Here is an 18,295-nt window from a genome sequence, read left to right on the forward strand (position 1 = left end):
GTGGGGACGGCGAGCCGGTCAGGCCGTCGATGTACGCGAGGCAAGCTGCTCCTCCGTGTTCGCGACGCCGAAGGCCGGGGGGATCGACTCGCCCGCCATGTAGAGGCGGTCGGCGATCCGGCGGGGCAGCGGGAAGTACACGAACTTCCCGTAGATGCGGCCGTCCGCGGTCATGGGCTGGGCGTCGAAACGGCAGACCGTGACGATCCGGTAGTCCTCACGGCCGTAGGAGTCGACGATGGCGATTTCGGTGATCTTGCGGGCGCCGTCGGCGTGCCTGGTGAGCTGCACGATGACGTCGACCGCGCTGTTGATCTGGTCGTGGATCGCCACAAAGGGGATCTCGACCTCGGACATGGAGCTGAGGGTCTGCAGACGCATCAGGGCGTCCTCGGCGCTGTTGGCGTGGACGGTGGCGAGCGAGCCGTCGTGACCGGTCGACATCGCCTGGAGCATGTCGAGCGTTTCGCCGCCGCGGACCTCACCGACGATGATGCGGTCCGGCCGCATACGCAGGGAGTTGCGCACCAGGTCACGAATGGTGATCTGGCCCTTGCCCTCGACGTTGGCGGGCCGGCTCTCCAGCGTGATCACATGCGACTGCTGGAGCTGGAGCTCGGCCGAGTCCTCGATGGTGACGATGCGTTCGCCGCCCGGGATCAGTCCCGACAGGGCGTTGAGCAGGGTGGTCTTCCCCGTGCCGGTGGCGCCGGAGACGATCACATTGAACTTCGCGCGGACCAGGCCGGCCAGCAGCATCAGGATCTGCTCGTCGAGCGAGCCCAGGCCGATCATCTCCTGGAGGGTGAAGGCTCTGGGGAAGCGCCGGATGGTGAGGATCGGCCCGGTCAGCGAGAGCGGCGGAATGATGACGTTGACACGCTCGCCGCTGGGGAGGCGTGCGTCGACCATCGGATTCGCCTCGTCCACGCGCCGGTTGACAGTGGAGACGATGCGCTCGATGGTCTGCATCAGCTGCTCGTTGGAGGAGAAGCGCATCGGGAGCAGCTCCAGCCGTCCGCTGCGCTCGACGAAAACCTGATCCGGTCCGTTCACCATGATTTCGCTGATGGAGGCGTCTTCGAGCAGCGGTTCCAGGATGCCGAGGCCGAGCGCCTCGTCGACGACCCTGCGGATGAGCTGGGAGCGCTCGACGGTGGACAGCACGGGGCCCTCGCGGCTGATGATGTGCCCCAGGACCCGCTCGAGGCGGGCCCGGCGCTCGGCCGCGGCGAGAGCCGACATCTCGGCGAGGTCGATCTCCTCGAGCAGCTTGGCGCGGTAGACCCCGACAAGCCGACTCTCCTCGCTGTGCCCGGTCGTCGGCTCGGGGTTGTTGATGCGCGCCCGCAGGCTCATGGGTTCAACTCCCTCGTACGGCTTGCCTGGTGCTGTCGGTCAGTCGCGGGGCATGGTGGCGCTCTTGGTGGTGGTGAAGTCGAAGCCTGGGACGAGGAAGGGAATCCCGACTGTGGCGGTGACCTTGATCTCGTCGCCCTCCTCGGTCTTGGTGAAGTCGGCGTCGAGCCAGGAACTCATCGACGCCCGGCCCGCCTCGTCGTAGCCGATCCGGGCCTGGTCCTGCGAGGCCACCCGGGCCGCGGCCCGGGCGGCCGTGCCCGCCTGCTGCGCTGCGTACACGGCCAGTCCGACCTGGACCGCGACAAGCGCCACCAGGAGCAGCAGGACGAGCCAGCCTCCGTACTCGATGACCGCCTGGCCCCTGTCCCGCCGCATTGCCTGCTTCCGCATGGCTTACTTCCTCTCCGTCGCGGCGGCGGCGCGGCCGGGGACAGTGATCGGGAGGTTGAAGGCCCCCGGGAAGAGAAGCGGCACTTCGAGGTCAGCCCTGGCCTTGACCAGATCGCCGTCCTGCCCGCAGGAGATCTGGTACGACCAGCTGCCGGGCAGGTCTTCCTGCCCGGCTCGTTCGCACGCCGCGTCGCGGTCCCCCTCGGCCGCCGTTCCCGCGCTCACCGCCTTGTCCGCCGCGTTCCCCGCGAGTACGAAGGTGTAGCCGACCAGTGCGGCCTGCCACAGCAGGACCATCGTCACCAGAATGATCGGGACCATGCCCGTGAATTCGATGACGGACTGGCCCCGGTCACCGCGCAGGCGCGGGTCTCGGTAAAGCGCGCGTAACCCTGGACCCCTCATGGCTCAACGTTCCCCCTCAACCTCAGCCGAGTGTCTGTTCACTTCGTACGCCCCTGACGGCGGCCGCCGCCGAGCGAACCGCCCTCTCGCCGGGACCTGCTCTGCTTCTCGGCGGTGGCGTTCTTCACCAGCCCCAACTCCCCCGCCAGGGCCCACAGTGCTTGTTTCACCGTGGACTTGGACTCCAAATCCTGCATCCGGCCCGCGTCGACGACCGCGTGAAGTTCCTTGAAGTTGGCGGGGACCGACACCCGGGCCACCCGGGTGGAAGTGATCTTCTCGACCAGCGCCGGCTGGATCTCCGTATTGCGTGTATGGCGGTTGACGACGGTGACGGTCTCCTCCGCCTTGCGGATCTGAAGCCGGTCCCAGAGCCGGACCATACGCTTGGTGGCCCGGACGGTCACCACGTCCGGAGTGGTCAGCAGCAGTGTGGTGTCCGCCATCTCGATGGCGGCGGCGTTGGCCGTGTTCATATGTGTGCCGCAGTCGATGACGACGATCTCGTAGCGGTGGCGCAGCGCGCTGACGATCTGGCGGACCAGGCGGTCATTGACCTCCTCGCCCCGCTCGCCCTCGCTCGGCGCGAGCAGCAGCCCGAGGCCGGTGTCATGGCTGAACAGCGCATCCTGCAGCACGCGGGGGGAGATGTCCTGGATCGCGGTCAGGTCCACGATGGACCGGCGGAACTGCACATCCAGGTACGAGGCCACATCGCCGCCCTGCAGATCCAGGTCGACGAGCGCGACGGTGTGGCCGGAGGCCTGGGCCGCGAGCGCGAGCTGGATCGCGGTCACCGTGGCGCCGACCCCGCCCTTCGCACCGCTGACGGTGACGACGGTGCCGCCGGGGCCCGTGAAGACATCGGCGCCCTGGCCCAGGTGACGCCGTACACCGACGGACCAGCCGGCCGCCGCCTGGACGCGCTGCGCCAACTCCTCGTACGACAGCGGCAGTCCCACCAGGCCGCGGGCGCCGGAATCCATCGCCGCCGAGTAGAGGCCCGGGCTTGTGTCGGCGGTGACCAGGACGACTCCGACGGCCGGAAAGCGCAGCGCCACCTCCCGGATCAGCTCGAGGGCCGGGACCGGCCCGATCCGCTCGTGAACCAGCACAACCTCGGGCAGTTCGTCGAGCGATTCGCCCGCCAGCCGGGCCAGCAGGTCGAGCAGCGAGGTCGAGTCACCGACCGGCGAGGCCGGTTCGGCGTCCGGGAGCTGGCTGAGGAGGGTGGTGATGGATCGGGAGGCGTCGGCGTCACCGACGGCCGGGAGAATGCGTGTCGTCATCCGGCCCTCACTTGTTCCTGTCTTCGGAGAGGTCGTAGCTGCCGTCGCCCGGGCGCAGCGTGGTGGGGCTGCCGTCGGGAACCAGGGCAAGGCGTACGTGCTCGGCGAAGGACTCGGCGTAGGCGACGCGCTGGGCATCCGTGGTGTTGAGGGCGAAGGTGATCGGCACCGCCTCGGTGGGGCCGCTGTCCCGGTCGCCCTTCTTCGGGTCGAGCGGGGTGAGTTCGCCGACGTCCAGGACCTTGGCATTGGCGACGATGATCCGCGACTGGTCCACCTCGGAGTCGTTCTGCGCGGCGAAGGTGGCGAAGATATTTACCAGCTTGCCGGGCCTGATCTTGCCCGCGACACCGGTCGCCGCATCGATCATGATCGCGATCTCCTGCTGGCCGCTCTCCAGGCTCGGCCGTTTCACGATCATGTCGTCCTGGAGCAGCGATCCTCTGCGGAGCTGGGTGACGGCGATCTTTCCGTTGATCACGTCGAGATCGGTCACCGCGCTCTGGGAGAGCCAGCGCTTGGGCATGGTGATCTTCTCGAACTGTCCCGGTGCCAGGGGTGTATAGGGCGCGATATCAGCCTTGACCCGGTAGGCGGCAACCTCGGGCCCGACCTTTGAATTCACATCGCTGATCACCGAAAGCACACCGGCGAACGCGCCGAAGGCGCACAGAACCGAGAGAAGCAGAAGTATGACGCCGCGGCGCTGCCGTGAATTCATGGGCGGGACAACCTCGTTCTCAGACGTGGACTGACGGAGCGGACAGGGAGAGCGGAGCGGGTTGGTGTACGCCTTCGACCGGCCGCCGCGACCCGTACGGACCGCCTGGCCGACGGCTCACGACCCTTGGTGCGTAGGTGTTCCTTGGTTCAGGACACCGGGCGCGCGAGTTTGGTTCTCGACGGACGAGAGGGGGGACAGGCAGAACCCGCAGCGATCACCGATCAGTTGAATGCCGCACCAGGAGCACACCTCTCGCCGTACGGACGAAACCAATTGATAAAGAACAGAGATGTCCGGCAGGAAGGCGGCGAATTCGATCAGCCTGGCCGTTCCCCACCAGCGGGGGGATTCGGCGGGCAGCATGGATTCCTGCACATTCTGAACCCGCCAGGCGGGCGCGAGAGTCCCCGTCACCCAGTCCGACTGTAACTGGCCTTTCGCCACGATCAGTTGCGTGCCGAATTGCGGCCCCGCCAGATCGCCACCGCCGATCTTGACGAGCTGTGGATGGGGATTGGCCAGTACGCCGAACTGAGAGCCCGGGACCCAGGACTTGGCATGGGCCTTCAGGCTCACGGGGACCCGGTCGAGCTTGGTGACCGAGCTGAGCAGCGCACCCGCGTAGACATAGTGGGAGAGCAGCCGGGCCGCGGAAGCGACGACTCCCGCGCTGAAGTCACAGATCGACAGCTGCCGCATCTGACGGACCAGCACAGCGACGCCCAGCGGCGGCAGATCGAGCTTGAGGAGCGCGATGCGGTCACTCTCCAGAACGGAGCGGACCGTGTGCAGCCGACGCTCATGGACCGCGGGGATGGAGGCGGGATAGAGGGCGATCACATACCCGTACTGCTCCAGCAGGACGGTCATGTCGGCGAGGGCGGCGTCCAGGGGCTGAGCTTCGGGTGACTGCAGCAGCGCCGCGGTGGGCGTCTGCTGGTCGGTCGGCGGCAGCACGAGATCTGCGCTGGTGACAGCTATCGCGGTCGGCACGCTGGTTCCCCGTTCGCCCCGGCCGCCGGAGTCCCGACGCCCGCAGATCCCTACTGCTCAGTGCTCCTGCTCCAGCACTTTAGCCACGTCCAAGGAGGCAGAGAACACCTTTCAGAACCGAGAGCTGCAACATGCACACGCTACGCACAGGCGAAACCGGGCGAAGCGGTCATCTGTTAACTCCTGTTACCTCTCAGTGAATTCGGCGGCGCTGGGCTCGGCTTTGGGCCCTTACATGGGTCCACACACCCACGCCGGGCGAAACCGGCTGCAGGACGAGGCCCGAGCGCCCGGGCCCTGCCTCCCGTATACGAATCGCCGCCAAAGGCCTTGACAACCTTATTGGTCTGGACCAGTTTGTACGCCCAGCGGTGGCCACCGTTCCCATTCCCCCTCCACACCCCCAACTCCCCCACCGGAGGCAGCAAGTGGACCGCACCACACGCTCACGGAGATGGCTCGGCGGAGCGCTGGCGCTCGCCGTCGGGACCGGTCTCACCCTCATGGGCACCACAGGGACCGCGCAGGCCGCCGACGTCAATGTCGCCAAGAACGCCGGCTTCGAGTCCGGGCTCACCAACTGGACCTGTTCCGGGGGCAGCGGCGCCACCACCTCCTCCCCCGTGCACGGCGGCGCCTCCGCCCTCAAGGCAACCCCCGCCGGGCAGGACAACGCCAAGTGCACGCAGACCGTGGCCGTCAAGCCCAACTCGACGTACACACTCAGCGCCTGGGTGCAGGGCGGCTACACCTACCTCGGCGCCACCGGCACCGGCACCACCGACGTCTCCACCTGGACGCCGGACTCCTCCGGCTGGAAGCAGCTGACCACCCGCTTCACCACCGGTGCGAGCACCACCTCCGTCACCGTGTACACGCACGGCTGGTACGGCCAGACCGCGTACTACGCGGACGATGTCAGCGTCTTCGGTCCGGACGGTGGCGGCGGCGGTGACCCCGACCCGGTGGTGCCGTCCACGCCCGCCGGGCTGAGCACCGGGGCCGTGACCTCGTCGTCCGTGGCCCTGTCCTGGAGCCCGGTGTCGGGCGCCACGGGCTACAACCTCTACCAGAACGGCGCCAAGGTGCAGTCGGTGACCGGGGCCTCGGCCACCGCGACCGGACTGAGCGCCTCCACCTCGTACCAGTTCCAGGTGACCGCGACCAACGCGGCCGGTGAGTCCGCGAAGTCCGCGGCGGTGACCGGTACCACCTCGGGCACCGGCGGCGGGGGCGGGGGGACCGTGCCCAAGCACGCGGTGACCGGCTACTGGCAGAACTTCAACAACGGCGCCACCGTCCAGAAGATCAGCGATGTGCCCGCCAACTACGACATCATCGCGGTCTCCTTCGCCGACGCGACCGGCACACCTGGCGGTGTCACCTTCAACCTCGACTCGGCCGGGCTCGGCGGCTACACCGTCGACCAGTTCAAGGCCGACATCAAGGCCAAGCAGTCCGCCGGCAAGTCCGTGATCATCTCGATCGGCGGCCAGAACGGCACCGTGACGATCAACGACTCGGCCTCCGCCACGAACTTCGCCAACTCCGTCTACTCGCTGATGCAGACATACGGCTTCGACGGCGTCGACATCGACCTGGAGAACGGCCTCAACGCCACCTATATGACGCAGGCCCTGCGCTCGCTTTCCTCGAAGGCGGGCTCGAAGCTCGTCATCACGATGGCGCCGCAGACCATCGACATGCAGTCGACGTCGAACGAGTACTTCAAGACGGCGCTCAACATCAAGGACATCCTGACGGTCGTCAACATGCAGTACTACAACAGCGGCTCGATGCTCGGCTGCGACGGCAAGGTCTACTCGCAGGGCTCGGTGGACTTCCTCACCGCGCTCGCCTGCATCCAGCTGGAGGGTGGTCTCGCGCCGTCCCAGGTCGGGCTCGGTCTGCCTGCCTCGACCAGCGGCGCGGGCAGCGGCTATGTCTCCCCCACGATCGTGAACAACGCCCTGGACTGCCTGGCCCGGGGCACGAACTGCGGATCGTTCAAGCCGTCCAAGACGTACCCGTCGCTGCGCGGTGCGATGACGTGGTCCACGAACTGGGACGCGAAGTCGGGCAACGCCTGGTCGAACGCGGTGGGACCGCACGTTCACGGCCTCCCGTAGTACGAGAGTGATTCAGCAGCGCCGCCGCTCCCCCGGCGGCGCTGCTGACCCGTTGTGCACAGTGCGTGGTGGGTCAGAAGAACTGGGCCCACGGCTGGTCGGCGATCTGCTTCACACACAGCACCAGGAACAGCAGGCCCGCGATGACCAGCATCGCGTTGCTCAGCATGCCGTTGCGCCACTCCCTCGGCGTACGCCCGGAGTTGAGCAGCCAAACCAGTGTGAGGGCGAGGAACGGCATGAAGGCGGCGCCCAGCACTCCGTAGATGATCACCAGTCGGAACGGCTGGCCCTGGAACAGCAGGATCATCGGCGGGAAGGTCAGCCACAGCAGATACGCCCGGAACGGCACCGACTTCTCGCGGGCGCCCGAGGCCACTTCCTCGCCGGTGACGGCCTGTTCACCCGCGCCCGCACGGTCCTTGCGGTAGCGCTCGACGAAGTCCGCGAACATCAGGCTCACGCCGTGCCATACGCCGATCAGCGAGGTGAAGGACGTGGCGAAGAAGCCGATGAGGAACAGCTTCGCGGTCGCGTCGCCGTACTCCTTCTCCAGGATGTCGCCGAGCTGGATCAGCCCCTTGTCGCCGCTGGCGATGGCGACGCCGGCGGAGTGCAGCAGCTCGGCGCCGACGAACAGCATCGCGACGACGAAGATGCCGGTGGTGAGGTACGCGACGCGGTTGTCGAAGCGCATCACCTTCATCCATCCGGCGTTGGTCCAGCCCTTGGCGTTGACCCAATATCCGTATGCGGCAAGGGTGATGGTGCCCCCGACGCCGCCGATCAGACCGAGAGTGTTGAGGATCGAGTCCTTCTCGTCGGGGAGGACCGGCAGCAGTCCGGCGAAGGCATCGCCGAGATTCGGCGTGACCCGGATCGCCAGATAGACGGTGACCACGAACATCACGCCGACCAGGACCGTCATGACCTTTTCGAACACGTCGTACTTGTTGAACCAGACGAAGACCAGGCCGACGACGCCGGTCAGCATCGCCCACCACTTCAGGCCCATGACGTCGGGGAAGAGCGCTTGGAGGGGCAGGCCGCTGGACGACATGGCGGCGGCTCCGTACACGAAGCCCCAGACGACGACGTAGACGACGAAGAACCAGGTGGTCCAGCGGCCGAGGCTGGCCCAGCCGTCGAAGAGCGTGCGCCCGGTGGACAGATGCCAGCGGCCGGCCGCCTCGGCGAGGGAGATCTTGACGACACAGCCGATCACGGCTGCCCACAGGAGTGTGTAGCCGAAGTTGCTGCCGGCGATGAGCGTGGCAACGAGGTCACCCGCTCCGACCCCGGTCGCCGCGACGACGATTCCGGGACCGATGTACTTCCAACTCGACTTGCGCGGAAGGGAGATGGATTCGTCAGTACTGCTGTCGGTGGTGCCTGCCATGAGCTTGGCCGCCTTCCCACTCGCCCCAGGATGTGACTGGGGTCACCAAAGCGGGGCGAAAGAGATCGCGCAAGAGGGTCTGCGGCCCCCGCACTCTTCGGGCTTGGGCTCCGCCGCATATATGCCGATATTTTCCGCGGGCGAAGGTATGGCTGAAGGTGGCCCCTTGACCCGGCCATGCCATAGCCCCACGATGTGCGCGAACAACCGAACAACCGGTCCCAACAACCGAACAGACCGAACATCAGCCCGAACACCCGCACACGACATGGCGTCGCACCTGAACAACCCCCCACACTCCCCACCCAGGAGACAGCATGCGACTTCGCATTCGCGGCAGAAAGACCGCGACCCTCGCGGCCTTGCTGGCGCTCGCAGTAGCCGCCCCCTTCACGGCCGAGGCCGCGTCCCCGGACCCGAAGGCCGCGCCCTCACCGGCCGCCCCCGCCGAGGAGCAGATCCGGCAGTACGAGATCCATGGCGCGGCCGACGCCGCAGCCCGTACCGCACTCGCCGCCACCGGTGTATCGGTGGACGAGGCGGACGCCCATTCGGCCGTCGTCAGCGCCACCGCCACCCAGGCGAAGCGGCTGCGCGCACTCGGCTACCAAATCGAGGCGCTGCCCGCGCCGCCGGCCAGGACCAACGGACGGGCCGTCGAGCCATTTGACTTCCCGTCGGCCGACGCGCGCTATCACAACTACGCCGAGATGAACGCCGAGATCAACCAGCGGATCGCCGCCCACCCGAACATCATCAGCAAGCGCGTCATCGGCAAGAGCTACCAGGGCCGGGACATCATCGCGATCAAGATCAGCGACAACGTCGCGACGGACGAGAACGAGCCCGAGGTGCTCTTCACGCACCACCAGCACGCGCGCGAGCACCTCACCGTCGAGATGGCGCTGTATCTGGTGCGCGAACTCGGCGACGACTACGGCACCGACTCGCGGGTCACCAACGCCGTGAACAACCGTGAGATCTGGATCATCCCGGACGTCAACCCGGACGGCGGCGAGTACGACATCGCCACCGGCTCCTACCGCAGCTGGCGCAAGAACCGCCAGCCCAACTCCGGCTCCTCGGCCATCGGCACGGACCCCAACCGCAACTGGAACTTCAAGTGGGGCTGCTGCAACGGCTCTTCGGGCTCCCCGAGCTCCGAGACGTTCCGCGGCGCGCGGGCCGAGTCCGCGCCCGAGGTCAAGGTGGTCGCCGACTTCACACGCAGCCGGGTCGTCGGCGGCAAGCAGCAGATCAAGGCGGGCATCGACTTCCACACGTACAGCGAGCTGGTTCTCTGGCCGTACGGCTACACGAACGCCGACACCGCCCCCGGTCTGACCCAGGACGACCGGGACGCCTTCGCCGCGGTCGGCAAGAAGATGGCCGCGAGCAACGGCTACACCCCCGAGCAGTCGAGCGACCTCTACATCACGGACGGTTCGATCGACGACTGGCTGTGGGGCAACCAGAAGATCTTCGCGTACACCTTCGAGATGTACCCGACGGGCTTCGGCGGCGGCGGCTTCTACCCGCCCGACGAGGTGATCGAGCGCGAGACGAGCCGCAACCGGGACGCGGTTCTGCAGCTGGTTGAGAACGCCGACTGCATGTACCGCTCGATCGGCAAGGAGCAGCAGTACTGCGCGAGCTGACGGACAGGGGGCGCCCGGGGACACTGTCGTCCCGGGGCGCCCTCTTACGTACGTATCCCTGGCGCTAGACCACCAGACTCAGCGCCGCCGCGACCGCGAAGCCCGCGACAGACAGCACCGACTCCAGGACCGTCCACGACTTCAGCGTGTCCCGCTCCGAAATCCCGAAGTATTTCGCCACGATCCAGAAGCCGCCGTCGTTGACGTGCGAGGCGAAGATCGAGCCGGCCGAGATAGCCATGATGACCAGCGCCAGGAAGGCCTGCGAGTGGTCACCGCCCTCGACCAGCGGCAGCACGATGCCGGCCGTGGTGACGATCGCGACCGTTGCCGAGCCCTGGGCCACGCGCAGCACCAGCGAGATCAGATAGGCGAGCAAGATGATCGGCAGACCGATGTCGTTGAAGGTGTCGGACAGCGCCTGGGCGACGCCGCTGGCCTTCAGTACGGCGCCGAAGACGCCGCCCGCGCCGACCACGAGCAGGATGTTGCCGACCGGCTTCAGCGAGGAGGTCGACACGGTCTCCAGGGACTTGCGGGACCAGCCGCGCCGGAAGCCGAGCAGGTAGTACGCCATCAGCAGCGCGATCGTCAGTGCGACGAAGGGGCTGCCGAAGAACTCGATGACCGAGCGCAGCGTGGAGGGGTCCAGCGCGATGGAGGAGAACGTCGCGGCGAGGATCAGGACGAGCGGCGTGCCGATGATGGTGAGGACCGTGCCGAGGGAGACCGGGCGCTCCTGCGCGGTGCGTCCGGCGGCGGACTGCTCGGCGGCGACGGCGGCCTTCGCGTCCTCCGCGGCCTCCACCATGTCCTGCGGGACCTCGACGAACAGGCGCTTGCCGATCCAGGCGGCGTAGACCCAGGCGGCCAGGACCGCCGGGAGGCCGACGACGATGCCCATCAGGATGACCCAGCCCAGCGAGACATGGAGCAGTCCGGCGGCGGCGACCGGGCCGGGGTGCGGCGGCAGGAAGGCATGTGTCATCGACAGACCGGCGAGCAGCGGCATCGCGTAGAGGATGATCGACTTGCCGGAGCGCTTGGCGGCGGCGTACACGATCGGCGCGAGGACGAAGATGCCGACGTCGAAGAAGACCGGGATGCCGAAGATCAGGCCGGTGAGGCCCATGGCGAGCGGGGCGCGCTTCTCGCCGAAGAGGTGGAGCAGGCGGCCGCTCAACACCTCGGCGCCGCCGGACACTTCGAGTATCGCGCCGAGCATGGTGCCGAGCCCGATGATGATCGCTACGTGCCCGAGGATGCCGCCCATGCCCTGCTCGATGACCGAGACGGCGGCGGACCTCTGGACGGTGCCGAAGAGTTCGGTGACGGAGAGACCGGCGGCGAGGCCGACGGCTATGGAGACGGCGAGCAGCGCGACGAACGGCTGCAGCCTGACCTTGATGATCAGGAAGAGGAGGAGTGCGATGCCGAGGGCGGCGACGGTCAGCAGACCGGCGGTGCCGTCGAAGAGCAGGAGCAGTCCGCCGGTGTGGGGCGGGGCTGGTGGTGGGGAGTCAGCGGCTATGAGCATGGCGGGGGACCTCGTTGTTCGGGGGATTTTGGGTGTGGGGGATCACGGCGCGGCGCTTCGGGGAAGCGCGCCGCGCCGTGAAGTGCGGGGTAGAGCAAGATCAGCCGGAGGTCAGCCGAGGACTGCCAGGGCGTCGATCTCGATGAGGAGGCCCTGGGGGAGGCCGACGTACACCGTGGTACGGGCAGAGGCGGGCGCCTTGAGGCCCTGCTCCTCGAAGTACGTGTTGTAGATCGCGTTCATCTCGGCGAAGTGGTCCACGTCCGTGAGGTAGACGCGCATCATCATCACGTCGTCCCAGCCCGCACCGCCCTCTTCGAGGACCGCCTTGACGTTGGCGAGGGTCTGGAGGGTCTGCTCGCGCAGGGTCGGCCCGGCGGGCGTCGGCGGCTGTCCCTCGACGGCGGGCAGGAAACCGACCTGACCGGCGACCTGGAGGATGTTCCCCTTGCGGACGCCGTGCGAGAACTTGGCGGGCGGGGCGGTGTGCGGGGCGGGGGTGATCGCGGTCTTCTCGGTCATGAGACTTCCTTCTGCGGGCCAGTCTTTTGCTGAGGGGATACAGCGCCTGAGTACTCCCGGCTGATGGCGTCGGCCGTGCGGCGCACCACCGGGAGGAGAGTGAGGAGTTCCTCGGCCGTGACGACGACATTCGGCGCGGAGACCGACATGGCGGCGACGGCGCGGCCGTCCGCACCGCGGATGGGGGCGCCGATGCAGTTGATGGACTCCTCGTGGCCGCCGAGGTCGGTGGCCCATCCCTGTTCGCGGACGACGGCGAGTTCCTTGAGGAACGCGGCGGAGTTCGGGATCGAACGGGATGTGTACATGGGGTAGTCGAGCTTCTCGGCGACGGTGCGCCGCTCGGCCTCGGGAAGGTCGGCGAGCAGCAGCTTCGCCACCGCGGCGACGGTAATGGCCACGGGCTTGCCGATCCGCGAGTACATCCGGACGGGATAGCGGCTCTCGACCTTGTCGATGTAGAGGACCTCGCTCTCCTCGTACACGGCGAGGTGGATGGTGTGCCCGATCTGCTCGTTGAGCGCGACGAGGTGGGGGTGGGCGATCTCGCGTACGTCGAGATTCTCGACGGCCTCCTGGGCCAGGGCGAAGAGCCGGGCGCCCAGGCGGTAGCGCTGGTCCTGCTGGCGGTAGACGAGTCCGTGCTCGTGGAGCGTACGTAGCAGCCGCAACGCGGTGGACTTGTGCACACCGAGGCGCTCGGCGACCTGGCCGAGGTCGGCGGGTCCCTGGGCGAGCAGCGGAAGGATGCTCAGCGCGCGGTCGACGGTCTGGCTCATGGGATACGTACCTCCTGCGGGTCCTGCGTGCCCTGCGGGTGCTGCTCCGCGGTCGCGGTCCAGCCGGGGCCGAGTCGCAGTCTCCCCCAGTCGCGCGCGTCGAGGGTGACCAGTCGGTCGGCATACGCCCGAGCGGGCGGCACGGCGAGATCCCCGGCGACGGTGAGGGTGGCGGCGGCCATGAGATGCCCGTACCGCAGCCGTTGGTGGGCGGAGAGCCCTCGCAGGGTGGCGGAGAGAAACCCGGCGGCAAAGGCGTCCCCGGCACCGACGGGTGCGACGACGTCGACGCGGGGTGCGGGCTCGTCCGTGACAGTGTCGGGGGGAAGATCAGCCCCGCCGGCGTTTGAGGCGCGCGGGCCCGGGGGCAGAGCCCCCGGTTCGGGATGGGGCGGGTAGCGGAAAGGCTGCGCGCAGCGGGCGTACGCCACGGCTCCCCGCGCGCCCCTCTTCACCACCAGGACCTCCGGTTCCGGCAGCGCCTCGCGGATCGCCGCCGCGCCCCGTACACCCCACGCCGCCTCCGCCTCGTCCTCGCCGACGAAGACGATGTCCGCACCCCGCGCCAGGTCCAGGAGCACCCGCGGGTCCGCCACGTCCTGCCACAGGTTGACGCGGTAGTTCACGTCGAAGGAGACGAGCGGACGGCTCGGGCTCCGCGTCGTGAGGGCGCGCATCAGGGACAGGCAGTCCGCCGAGAGGGCCGCCGTGATGCCGGACAGGTGCAGGATCCGCCCGGACCACAGGTCCTCGTACCGCATCGTCGACGGTGACATCGCCGACGCCGCCGAACCGGCGCGGTAGTAGACGACTTCCGCGCGGTCCGGCTCCTCGCCCGCCGTGCCTGTCGCCCGCTCGCCCGCCGTACGGAAGTAGATCCCCGTCGGCCGGTTCGGGTCGCGCTGGACCGCCGACGTGTCGACGCCGTACGACGCGATCGCCGCCACCAGATGCTCGCCGAACCCGTCCGCGCCCACCCGGCCGACCCACTTCGCGCGGTGCCCGGACGCCGCCAGACCGCACGCCACATTGGACTCGGCTCCGCCGATGCCGCGTACGAACGACGGCACATCGGCGAGGCGGCCCGGAGCCGTGGGCACAAACGTGACCATGGACTCGCCAAGACAGACGATGTCCACGGGTCCGGGCACGGTCGCCGTCGCGGTCACGGTCGCGGTCACGATCGCTCAAGCTCCTCAATGGTCGGCCGCCGGACATCATTGACCCGGCGTTGGCTGGGATGTTAGACAGCGCTAAGCGAAGTACGCAATGACCGTTGCGCATAATGCAACGCAGTCAAGGCAGGCGACCTCAAGGAGGCCCCATGGCAGCCGACAACGCAGTCGGACGACTCGCCGACGAACCGGTCGACCACCGCTTCAAGGCACTCCCCCCGGACGCCGCAACCGCCGGCCTCACCGTCGGCGCCCTCGCCGCCGAGCGCCGCAACCTCTTCACCGGCGGCTTCACCACCCCCGTCCTCGCCCTCTCCGCCGAGTCCGTCGAGCACAACCTCGCCCTCCTCGAGACGTACTCCGAGCGCCACGGCCTCGCCTTCGCCCCACACGGCAAGACCTCCATGTCCCCCCAGCTCTTCGCCCGCCAACTGGCCTACGGCGCCTGGGGCATCACCGCCGCCGTCCCCCACCAGGCTCGCGTCTACCGCGCCTACGGCATCCAGCGGATCTTCCTCGCCAACGAGGTCGTCGACCCCGCCGCCCTCCGCTGGCTCGCGCACGAGCTGGAGGCCGACCCCGACTTCGGCTTCATCTGTTACGTCGACTCCGTACGCGGCGTCGAGCTGATGGACGAAGCCCTCCGGTCCGCGGGCACCACCCGCCCCCTCGACGTCGTCGTCGAACTCGGCGCCGGCGAGGCCGCCCGCACCGGAGCACGTACGGAATCCGACTGCGCGGCCGTAGCCGACGCCGTGGCCGCCACCCGTACCCTCCGCCTCGTCGGCGTCGCGGGCTACGAGGGCGAGGTCCCGCAGGCCGACGGCGACCGCGTCCGCGCCTGGCTGCACCGCCTGGTCTCCCTCGCCGCGGACTTCGACAAGGCGGGCCGCTTCGCCGCCCTGTCGGAGACGGAAGAGATCGTCGTCAGCGCGGGCGGCAGCGCCTGGTTCGACGCGGTCGCGGACGTCTTCGCCGAGATCCCCGAACTCTCCCTCCCCGTACTGAAGTTGCTCCGCTCCGGCGCGTACGTCTCGCACGACGACGGCCACTACCGCCACCTCACCCCCTTCAACCGCGTCTCCGACGAGGGCGCCCTCCAGCCCGCCTTCCGCCTCTGGGCCCAGGTCGTCTCCCGCCCCACGCCGGAGCAGGCCTTCGTCAACGCGGGCAAGCGGGACGCGGCGTACGACCTCGATCTCCCCGAGGCCCAGGTCGTACGAGACGCCCGCACCGGCGAGATCCGGCCGGCGCACGGCATCACGGTGAGCGGCCTGTCCGACCAGCACGGCTGGCTGCATACGACGGAGGAGGCGGAGCTGGAGGTGGGCGACTGGGTCGGCATGGGCCTGTCCCACCCGTGCACGAGCTTCGACAAGTGGCAGTTGATCCCGTTGGTGGAGGCGGACGGGACGGTCACGGACTACATCCGCACGTTCTTCTGACCCTGCGGGGCTGCTCCCCCACCCCGCCCCTTCCCGTAACTGGGGGCAAGCCCCCAGACCCCCGTACGCCCTCCGGGCGTGTCCTCAATCGCCGGACGGGCTTGAAATGTCCGCCGGACCGGAACACTCAAGCCCCTCCGGCGTGAGGAGCGGGGTCCCGGGGCGGAGCCCCGGTTACGGGAGCCCGCCGCTGAAAGGTGACACCCATGGACCTGGTCATCCGCGACGCCCGCGTCATCGACGGCACCGGCAGTGCCCCCTACAGCGCAGACGTCGCCCTCGACGCCGGCCGCATCGCCGAGATCCGGCGAGACCGCGGCACCCGCCTCAGCGCCCGCCGCACCCTCGACGCGCACGGCCTCGCTCTGTCCCCCGGCTTCATCGACATGCACGCGCACAGCGACCTCGCGCTGCTCCGTGACCCCGCGCACGAGGCGAAGGCCGCGCAGGGCGTGACCCTCGAAGTCCTCGGCCAGGACGGCCTCTCCTACGCGCCGGTCGACGACCGGACCCTCGACGCGGTCCGCAAAGCCATCACCGGCTGGAACGGCGGTGCGCCCGGGGACACCTCCATCGACTTCGACTGGCGTACGGTCGGCGAGTACCTGGACCGCCTCGACCGCGGCATCGCGGTCAACGCCGCGTACCTCATCCCGCAGGGCACCGTCCGGATGTACGCGGTGGGCTGGGACGACCGCCCCGCGACCGCCGAAGAGCTCACCCGCATGAAGCAGCTCGTCGCAGAGGGCCTGGAACAGGGCGCGGTCGGCATGTCGTCCGGCCTGACCTACACCCCCGGCATGTACGCGGGCGACTCCGAACTGACCGAGCTGTGCCGGGTGGTGGCCCGCTACGACGGTTATTACTGCCCGCACCACCGCTCGTACGGCGCCGGTGCCCTGCAGGCGTACGAGGAGATGGTCTCCCTCACCCGCGACGCCGGCTGCGCCCTCCATCTCGCGCACGCCACGATGAACTTCGGCGTGAACAAGGGCAAGGCGCCGGATCTGCTCGCCCTTCTCGACCAGGCGCTGGACGCCGGCGCGGACATCAGTCTCGACACATACCCGTACACCCCCGGCTGCACCACGCTCGTCGCGATGCTGCCGAGCTGGGCGAGCGAGGGTGGTCCGGAGGCGGTGCTCGCCCGCCTCCAGGACGACGAGACCGCCGAGAAGATCCGCCACCACATGGAGGAGATCGGCGCGGACGGATGCCACGGCGTGCCCATCGAATGGGACACGATCGAGATCTCGGGCGTGAGCGACCCGGGGCTCGCGAGCTGCGTCGGCAAGACGATCGCGCAGTCGGCCGCCCAGCGCGGCGAGGCCCCGTGGATCACGGCCCGCCGACTGCTGATCAGCGACCGTCTCGGCTCGACGATCCTCCAGCACGTCGGCCACGAGGAGAACGTCCGGCAGATCATGCGCCACCGGATCCACACCGGCGGCAGCGACGGCATCCTGCAGGGCTACAAGCCGCACCCGCGGGCGTACGGCACCTTCCCGCACTATCTCGGCCGGTACGCAAGGGAGCTGGGCATCCTCTCCCTGGAGGAGACGGTCGCCCACCTCACCTCCCGCCCGGCCGCCCGGCTGCGGCTGCCGGACCGCGGTCTGGTCCGTGAGGGCTACCGCGCCGACCTGGTGCTGTTCGACCCGGACACGGTCGCGGCGGGCTCGACCTTCGAGGCCCCTCGTACACTGCCGGTCGGCATTCCGCATGTGCTGATCGACGGCAAGTTCGTGATCGAGGACGGATCGCGTACGGACGTACTGGCCGGCCGCTCGGTCCGCCGGACGGACCGCACACCCGCGTAGTCAGCTCACTCCCCGCGGCCGGAACTGGATGCTGATGCGCGGCCCCACGGCGCGCGCCGTCTTCGGCACGGCGTGCTCCCAGGTCCGCTGGCAGGAGCCGCCCATCACGATCAGATCGCCGTGCCCCAGCGGCCGGCGCAGCGGGGCGCGGCCGCCCCTGCGAGGCCGCAGCACCAGATCGCGCGGTGCGCCGACCGACAGGATGGCGACCATGGTGTCCTCCCGGGAGCCGCGCCCCAGGGTGTCGCCGTGCCAGGCCACGCTGTCGCGGCCGTCCCGGTAGTAGCAGAGCCCGGCCGTGGTGAACGGCTCTCCGAGCTCGGAGGCGTAATACGCGCAAAGGGCAGCGCGGGCCTCGTCCAGGACGGGGTGCGGGAGGGCGTCCCGCACCCCGTAGAAGGCGAGCAGCCGCGGCACAGCCACCACGTGCTCGTACATCTGCCGCCGCTCGGCACGCCACGGAACGCCGGCGGCGAGCTCCTCGAAGAGGGCGTCCGCCCCGCCGAGCCACCCGGGGAGCACGTCGATCCACGCCCCGTCCCCGAGCACGGTCCGCCGTACGTCCTTCAGCGGACCGAGTCGGATCTCGTCGGTCTGATCGAAGAGCGAACCCTGGAGGTGTGCTTGCATACCTCCAGGGTACCCAGATAATCGAACATGCTACCGAA

At 68.8% G+C, this 18,295-nt stretch carries 16 protein-coding genes; 4 read left to right on the plus strand and 12 right to left on the minus strand.

The genetic code is table 11. The features are described from left to right. Window positions 1-18: 18 nt before the first annotated feature. From ACZ3H8_RS08050 to ACZ3H8_RS08075, 6 genes are all read right to left on the minus strand, one after another. Window positions 19-1,359, minus strand: a complete 1,341-nt coding sequence (locus ACZ3H8_RS08050) for a CpaF family protein (protein ID WP_467398872.1) — start codon at window positions 1,357-1,359, stop codon at window positions 19-21. 39 nt (window positions 1,360-1,398) lie between these two features. Next, on the minus strand, window positions 1,399-1,752 hold the full coding sequence (locus tag ACZ3H8_RS08055; protein WP_467398875.1) for a TadE/TadG family type IV pilus assembly protein: 354 nt from the start codon (window positions 1,750-1,752) through the stop codon (window positions 1,399-1,401). 3 nt (window positions 1,753-1,755) lie between these two features. Further along, window positions 1,756-2,073, minus strand: a complete 318-nt coding sequence (locus ACZ3H8_RS08060) for a pilus assembly protein (protein WP_467398877.1) — start codon at window positions 2,071-2,073, stop codon at window positions 1,756-1,758. A gap of 122 nt (window positions 2,074-2,195) precedes the next feature. Then, window positions 2,196-3,446: an AAA family ATPase gene (locus tag ACZ3H8_RS08065; protein WP_467398879.1), complete on the minus strand. Its 1,251-nt coding sequence runs from the start codon at window positions 3,444-3,446 to the stop codon at window positions 2,196-2,198. 7 nt (window positions 3,447-3,453) lie between these two features. Further along, a complete protein-coding gene (gene cpaB / locus ACZ3H8_RS08070) occupies window positions 3,454-4,167 on the minus strand; it encodes a Flp pilus assembly protein CpaB (RefSeq protein ID WP_467398882.1) in 714 nt (237 codons plus the stop codon). 117 nt (window positions 4,168-4,284) lie between these two features. Beyond that, window positions 4,285-5,163: a hypothetical protein gene (locus ACZ3H8_RS08075; protein WP_467398884.1), complete on the minus strand. Its 879-nt coding sequence runs from the start codon at window positions 5,161-5,163 to the stop codon at window positions 4,285-4,287. A 428-nt stretch (window positions 5,164-5,591) separates the two neighbouring features. Between ACZ3H8_RS08075 and ACZ3H8_RS08080 the strand changes: the two genes are divergently transcribed. After that, window positions 5,592-7,292: a chitinase gene (locus ACZ3H8_RS08080; protein WP_467398887.1), complete on the plus strand. Its 1,701-nt coding sequence runs from the start codon at window positions 5,592-5,594 to the stop codon at window positions 7,290-7,292. Window positions 7,293-7,365: 73 nt separating this feature from the next. Here ACZ3H8_RS08080 and ACZ3H8_RS08085 read toward each other — a convergent pair whose 3' ends face one another. Then, window positions 7,366-8,691: an Nramp family divalent metal transporter gene (locus ACZ3H8_RS08085; RefSeq protein WP_467398889.1), complete on the minus strand. Its 1,326-nt coding sequence runs from the start codon at window positions 8,689-8,691 to the stop codon at window positions 7,366-7,368. A gap of 317 nt (window positions 8,692-9,008) precedes the next feature. Here ACZ3H8_RS08085 and ACZ3H8_RS08090 point away from each other — a divergent pair, with 317 nt between their 5' ends. Next, the gene (locus ACZ3H8_RS08090) at window positions 9,009-10,349 is read left to right on the plus strand and encodes a M14 family metallopeptidase (RefSeq protein WP_467398892.1); all 1,341 of its coding nucleotides are present in this window, start codon (window positions 9,009-9,011) and stop codon (window positions 10,347-10,349) included. A gap of 64 nt (window positions 10,350-10,413) precedes the next feature. Here the strand turns inward: ACZ3H8_RS08090 and ACZ3H8_RS08095 are convergent, their stop codons facing one another. The 4 genes from ACZ3H8_RS08095 to ACZ3H8_RS08110 all read right to left on the minus strand — a co-directional run bounded on the left by ACZ3H8_RS08095 (window position 10,414) and on the right by ACZ3H8_RS08110 (window position 14,368). Further along, window positions 10,414-11,886 carry a GntP family permease gene (locus ACZ3H8_RS08095; protein ID WP_467398894.1) on the minus strand — a complete coding sequence of 491 codons (1,473 nt, stop codon included), beginning with the start codon at window positions 11,884-11,886 and terminating at the stop codon, window positions 10,414-10,416. Window positions 11,887-11,997: 111 nt separating this feature from the next. Then, a complete protein-coding gene (locus ACZ3H8_RS08100; RefSeq protein ID WP_467398896.1) occupies window positions 11,998-12,408 on the minus strand; it encodes a RidA family protein in 411 nt (136 codons plus the stop codon). Then, complete coding sequence (locus ACZ3H8_RS08105) at window positions 12,405-13,187, minus strand: IclR family transcriptional regulator (RefSeq protein ID WP_398983513.1); 783 nt, start codon at window positions 13,185-13,187, stop codon at window positions 12,405-12,407. The genes ACZ3H8_RS08100 and ACZ3H8_RS08105 overlap by 4 nt, the downstream gene beginning before the upstream one ends. After that, window positions 13,184-14,368, minus strand: a complete 1,185-nt coding sequence (locus ACZ3H8_RS08110) for a sugar kinase (RefSeq protein ID WP_467398900.1) — start codon at window positions 14,366-14,368, stop codon at window positions 13,184-13,186. Before ACZ3H8_RS08110 ends, ACZ3H8_RS08105 begins: the two co-directional genes overlap by 4 nt. Before the next feature lie 143 nt (window positions 14,369-14,511). Here ACZ3H8_RS08110 and ACZ3H8_RS08115 point away from each other — a divergent pair, with 143 nt between their 5' ends. After that, the gene (locus ACZ3H8_RS08115; protein ID WP_467398903.1) at window positions 14,512-15,807 is read left to right on the plus strand and encodes an amino acid deaminase; all 1,296 of its coding nucleotides are present in this window, start codon (window positions 14,512-14,514) and stop codon (window positions 15,805-15,807) included. 206 nt (window positions 15,808-16,013) lie between these two features. Beyond that, on the plus strand, window positions 16,014-17,627 hold the full coding sequence (locus ACZ3H8_RS08120) for an N-acyl-D-amino-acid deacylase family protein (protein WP_467398905.1): 1,614 nt from the start codon (window positions 16,014-16,016) through the stop codon (window positions 17,625-17,627). Here ACZ3H8_RS08120 and ACZ3H8_RS08125 read toward each other — a convergent pair whose 3' ends face one another. Further along, the gene (locus tag ACZ3H8_RS08125; protein WP_467398907.1) at window positions 17,628-18,257 is read right to left on the minus strand and encodes an alpha-ketoglutarate-dependent dioxygenase AlkB; all 630 of its coding nucleotides are present in this window, start codon (window positions 18,255-18,257) and stop codon (window positions 17,628-17,630) included. It abuts the gene before it with no gap. Window positions 18,258-18,295: the final 38 nt, after the last annotated feature.

This window comes from Streptomyces sp. NPDC002868, assembly GCF_055563295.1.

Coding starts and splice junctions, on each gene's coding strand:
- ACZ3H8_RS08100 (WP_467398896.1), bottom strand. CDS start 12,408: ATGACCGAGAAGACCGCGATCACCCCCGCCCCGCACACCGCCCCGCCC.
- ACZ3H8_RS08065 (WP_467398879.1), bottom strand. CDS start 3,446: ATGACGACACGCATTCTCCCGGCCGTCGGTGACGCCGACGCCTCCCGA.
- ACZ3H8_RS08085 (WP_467398889.1), bottom strand. CDS start 8,691: ATGGCAGGCACCACCGACAGCAGTACTGACGAATCCATCTCCCTTCCG.
- ACZ3H8_RS08060 (WP_467398877.1), bottom strand. CDS start 2,073: ATGGTCCCGATCATTCTGGTGACGATGGTCCTGCTGTGGCAGGCCGCA.
- ACZ3H8_RS08115 (WP_467398903.1), top strand. CDS start 14,512: ATGGCAGCCGACAACGCAGTCGGACGACTCGCCGACGAACCGGTCGAC.
- ACZ3H8_RS08050 (WP_467398872.1), bottom strand. CDS start 1,359: ATGAGCCTGCGGGCGCGCATCAACAACCCCGAGCCGACGACCGGGCAC.
- ACZ3H8_RS08105 (WP_398983513.1), bottom strand. CDS start 13,187: ATGAGCCAGACCGTCGACCGCGCGCTGAGCATCCTTCCGCTGCTCGCC.
- ACZ3H8_RS08090 (WP_467398892.1), top strand. CDS start 9,009: ATGCGACTTCGCATTCGCGGCAGAAAGACCGCGACCCTCGCGGCCTTG.
- ACZ3H8_RS08120 (WP_467398905.1), top strand. CDS start 16,014: ATGGACCTGGTCATCCGCGACGCCCGCGTCATCGACGGCACCGGCAGT.
- ACZ3H8_RS08055 (WP_467398875.1), bottom strand. CDS start 1,752: ATGCGGAAGCAGGCAATGCGGCGGGACAGGGGCCAGGCGGTCATCGAG.
- ACZ3H8_RS08095 (WP_467398894.1), bottom strand. CDS start 11,886: ATGCTCATAGCCGCTGACTCCCCACCACCAGCCCCGCCCCACACCGGC.
- cpaB (WP_467398882.1), bottom strand. CDS start 4,167: ATGAATTCACGGCAGCGCCGCGGCGTCATACTTCTGCTTCTCTCGGTT.
- ACZ3H8_RS08125 (WP_467398907.1), bottom strand. CDS start 18,257: ATGCAAGCACACCTCCAGGGTTCGCTCTTCGATCAGACCGACGAGATC.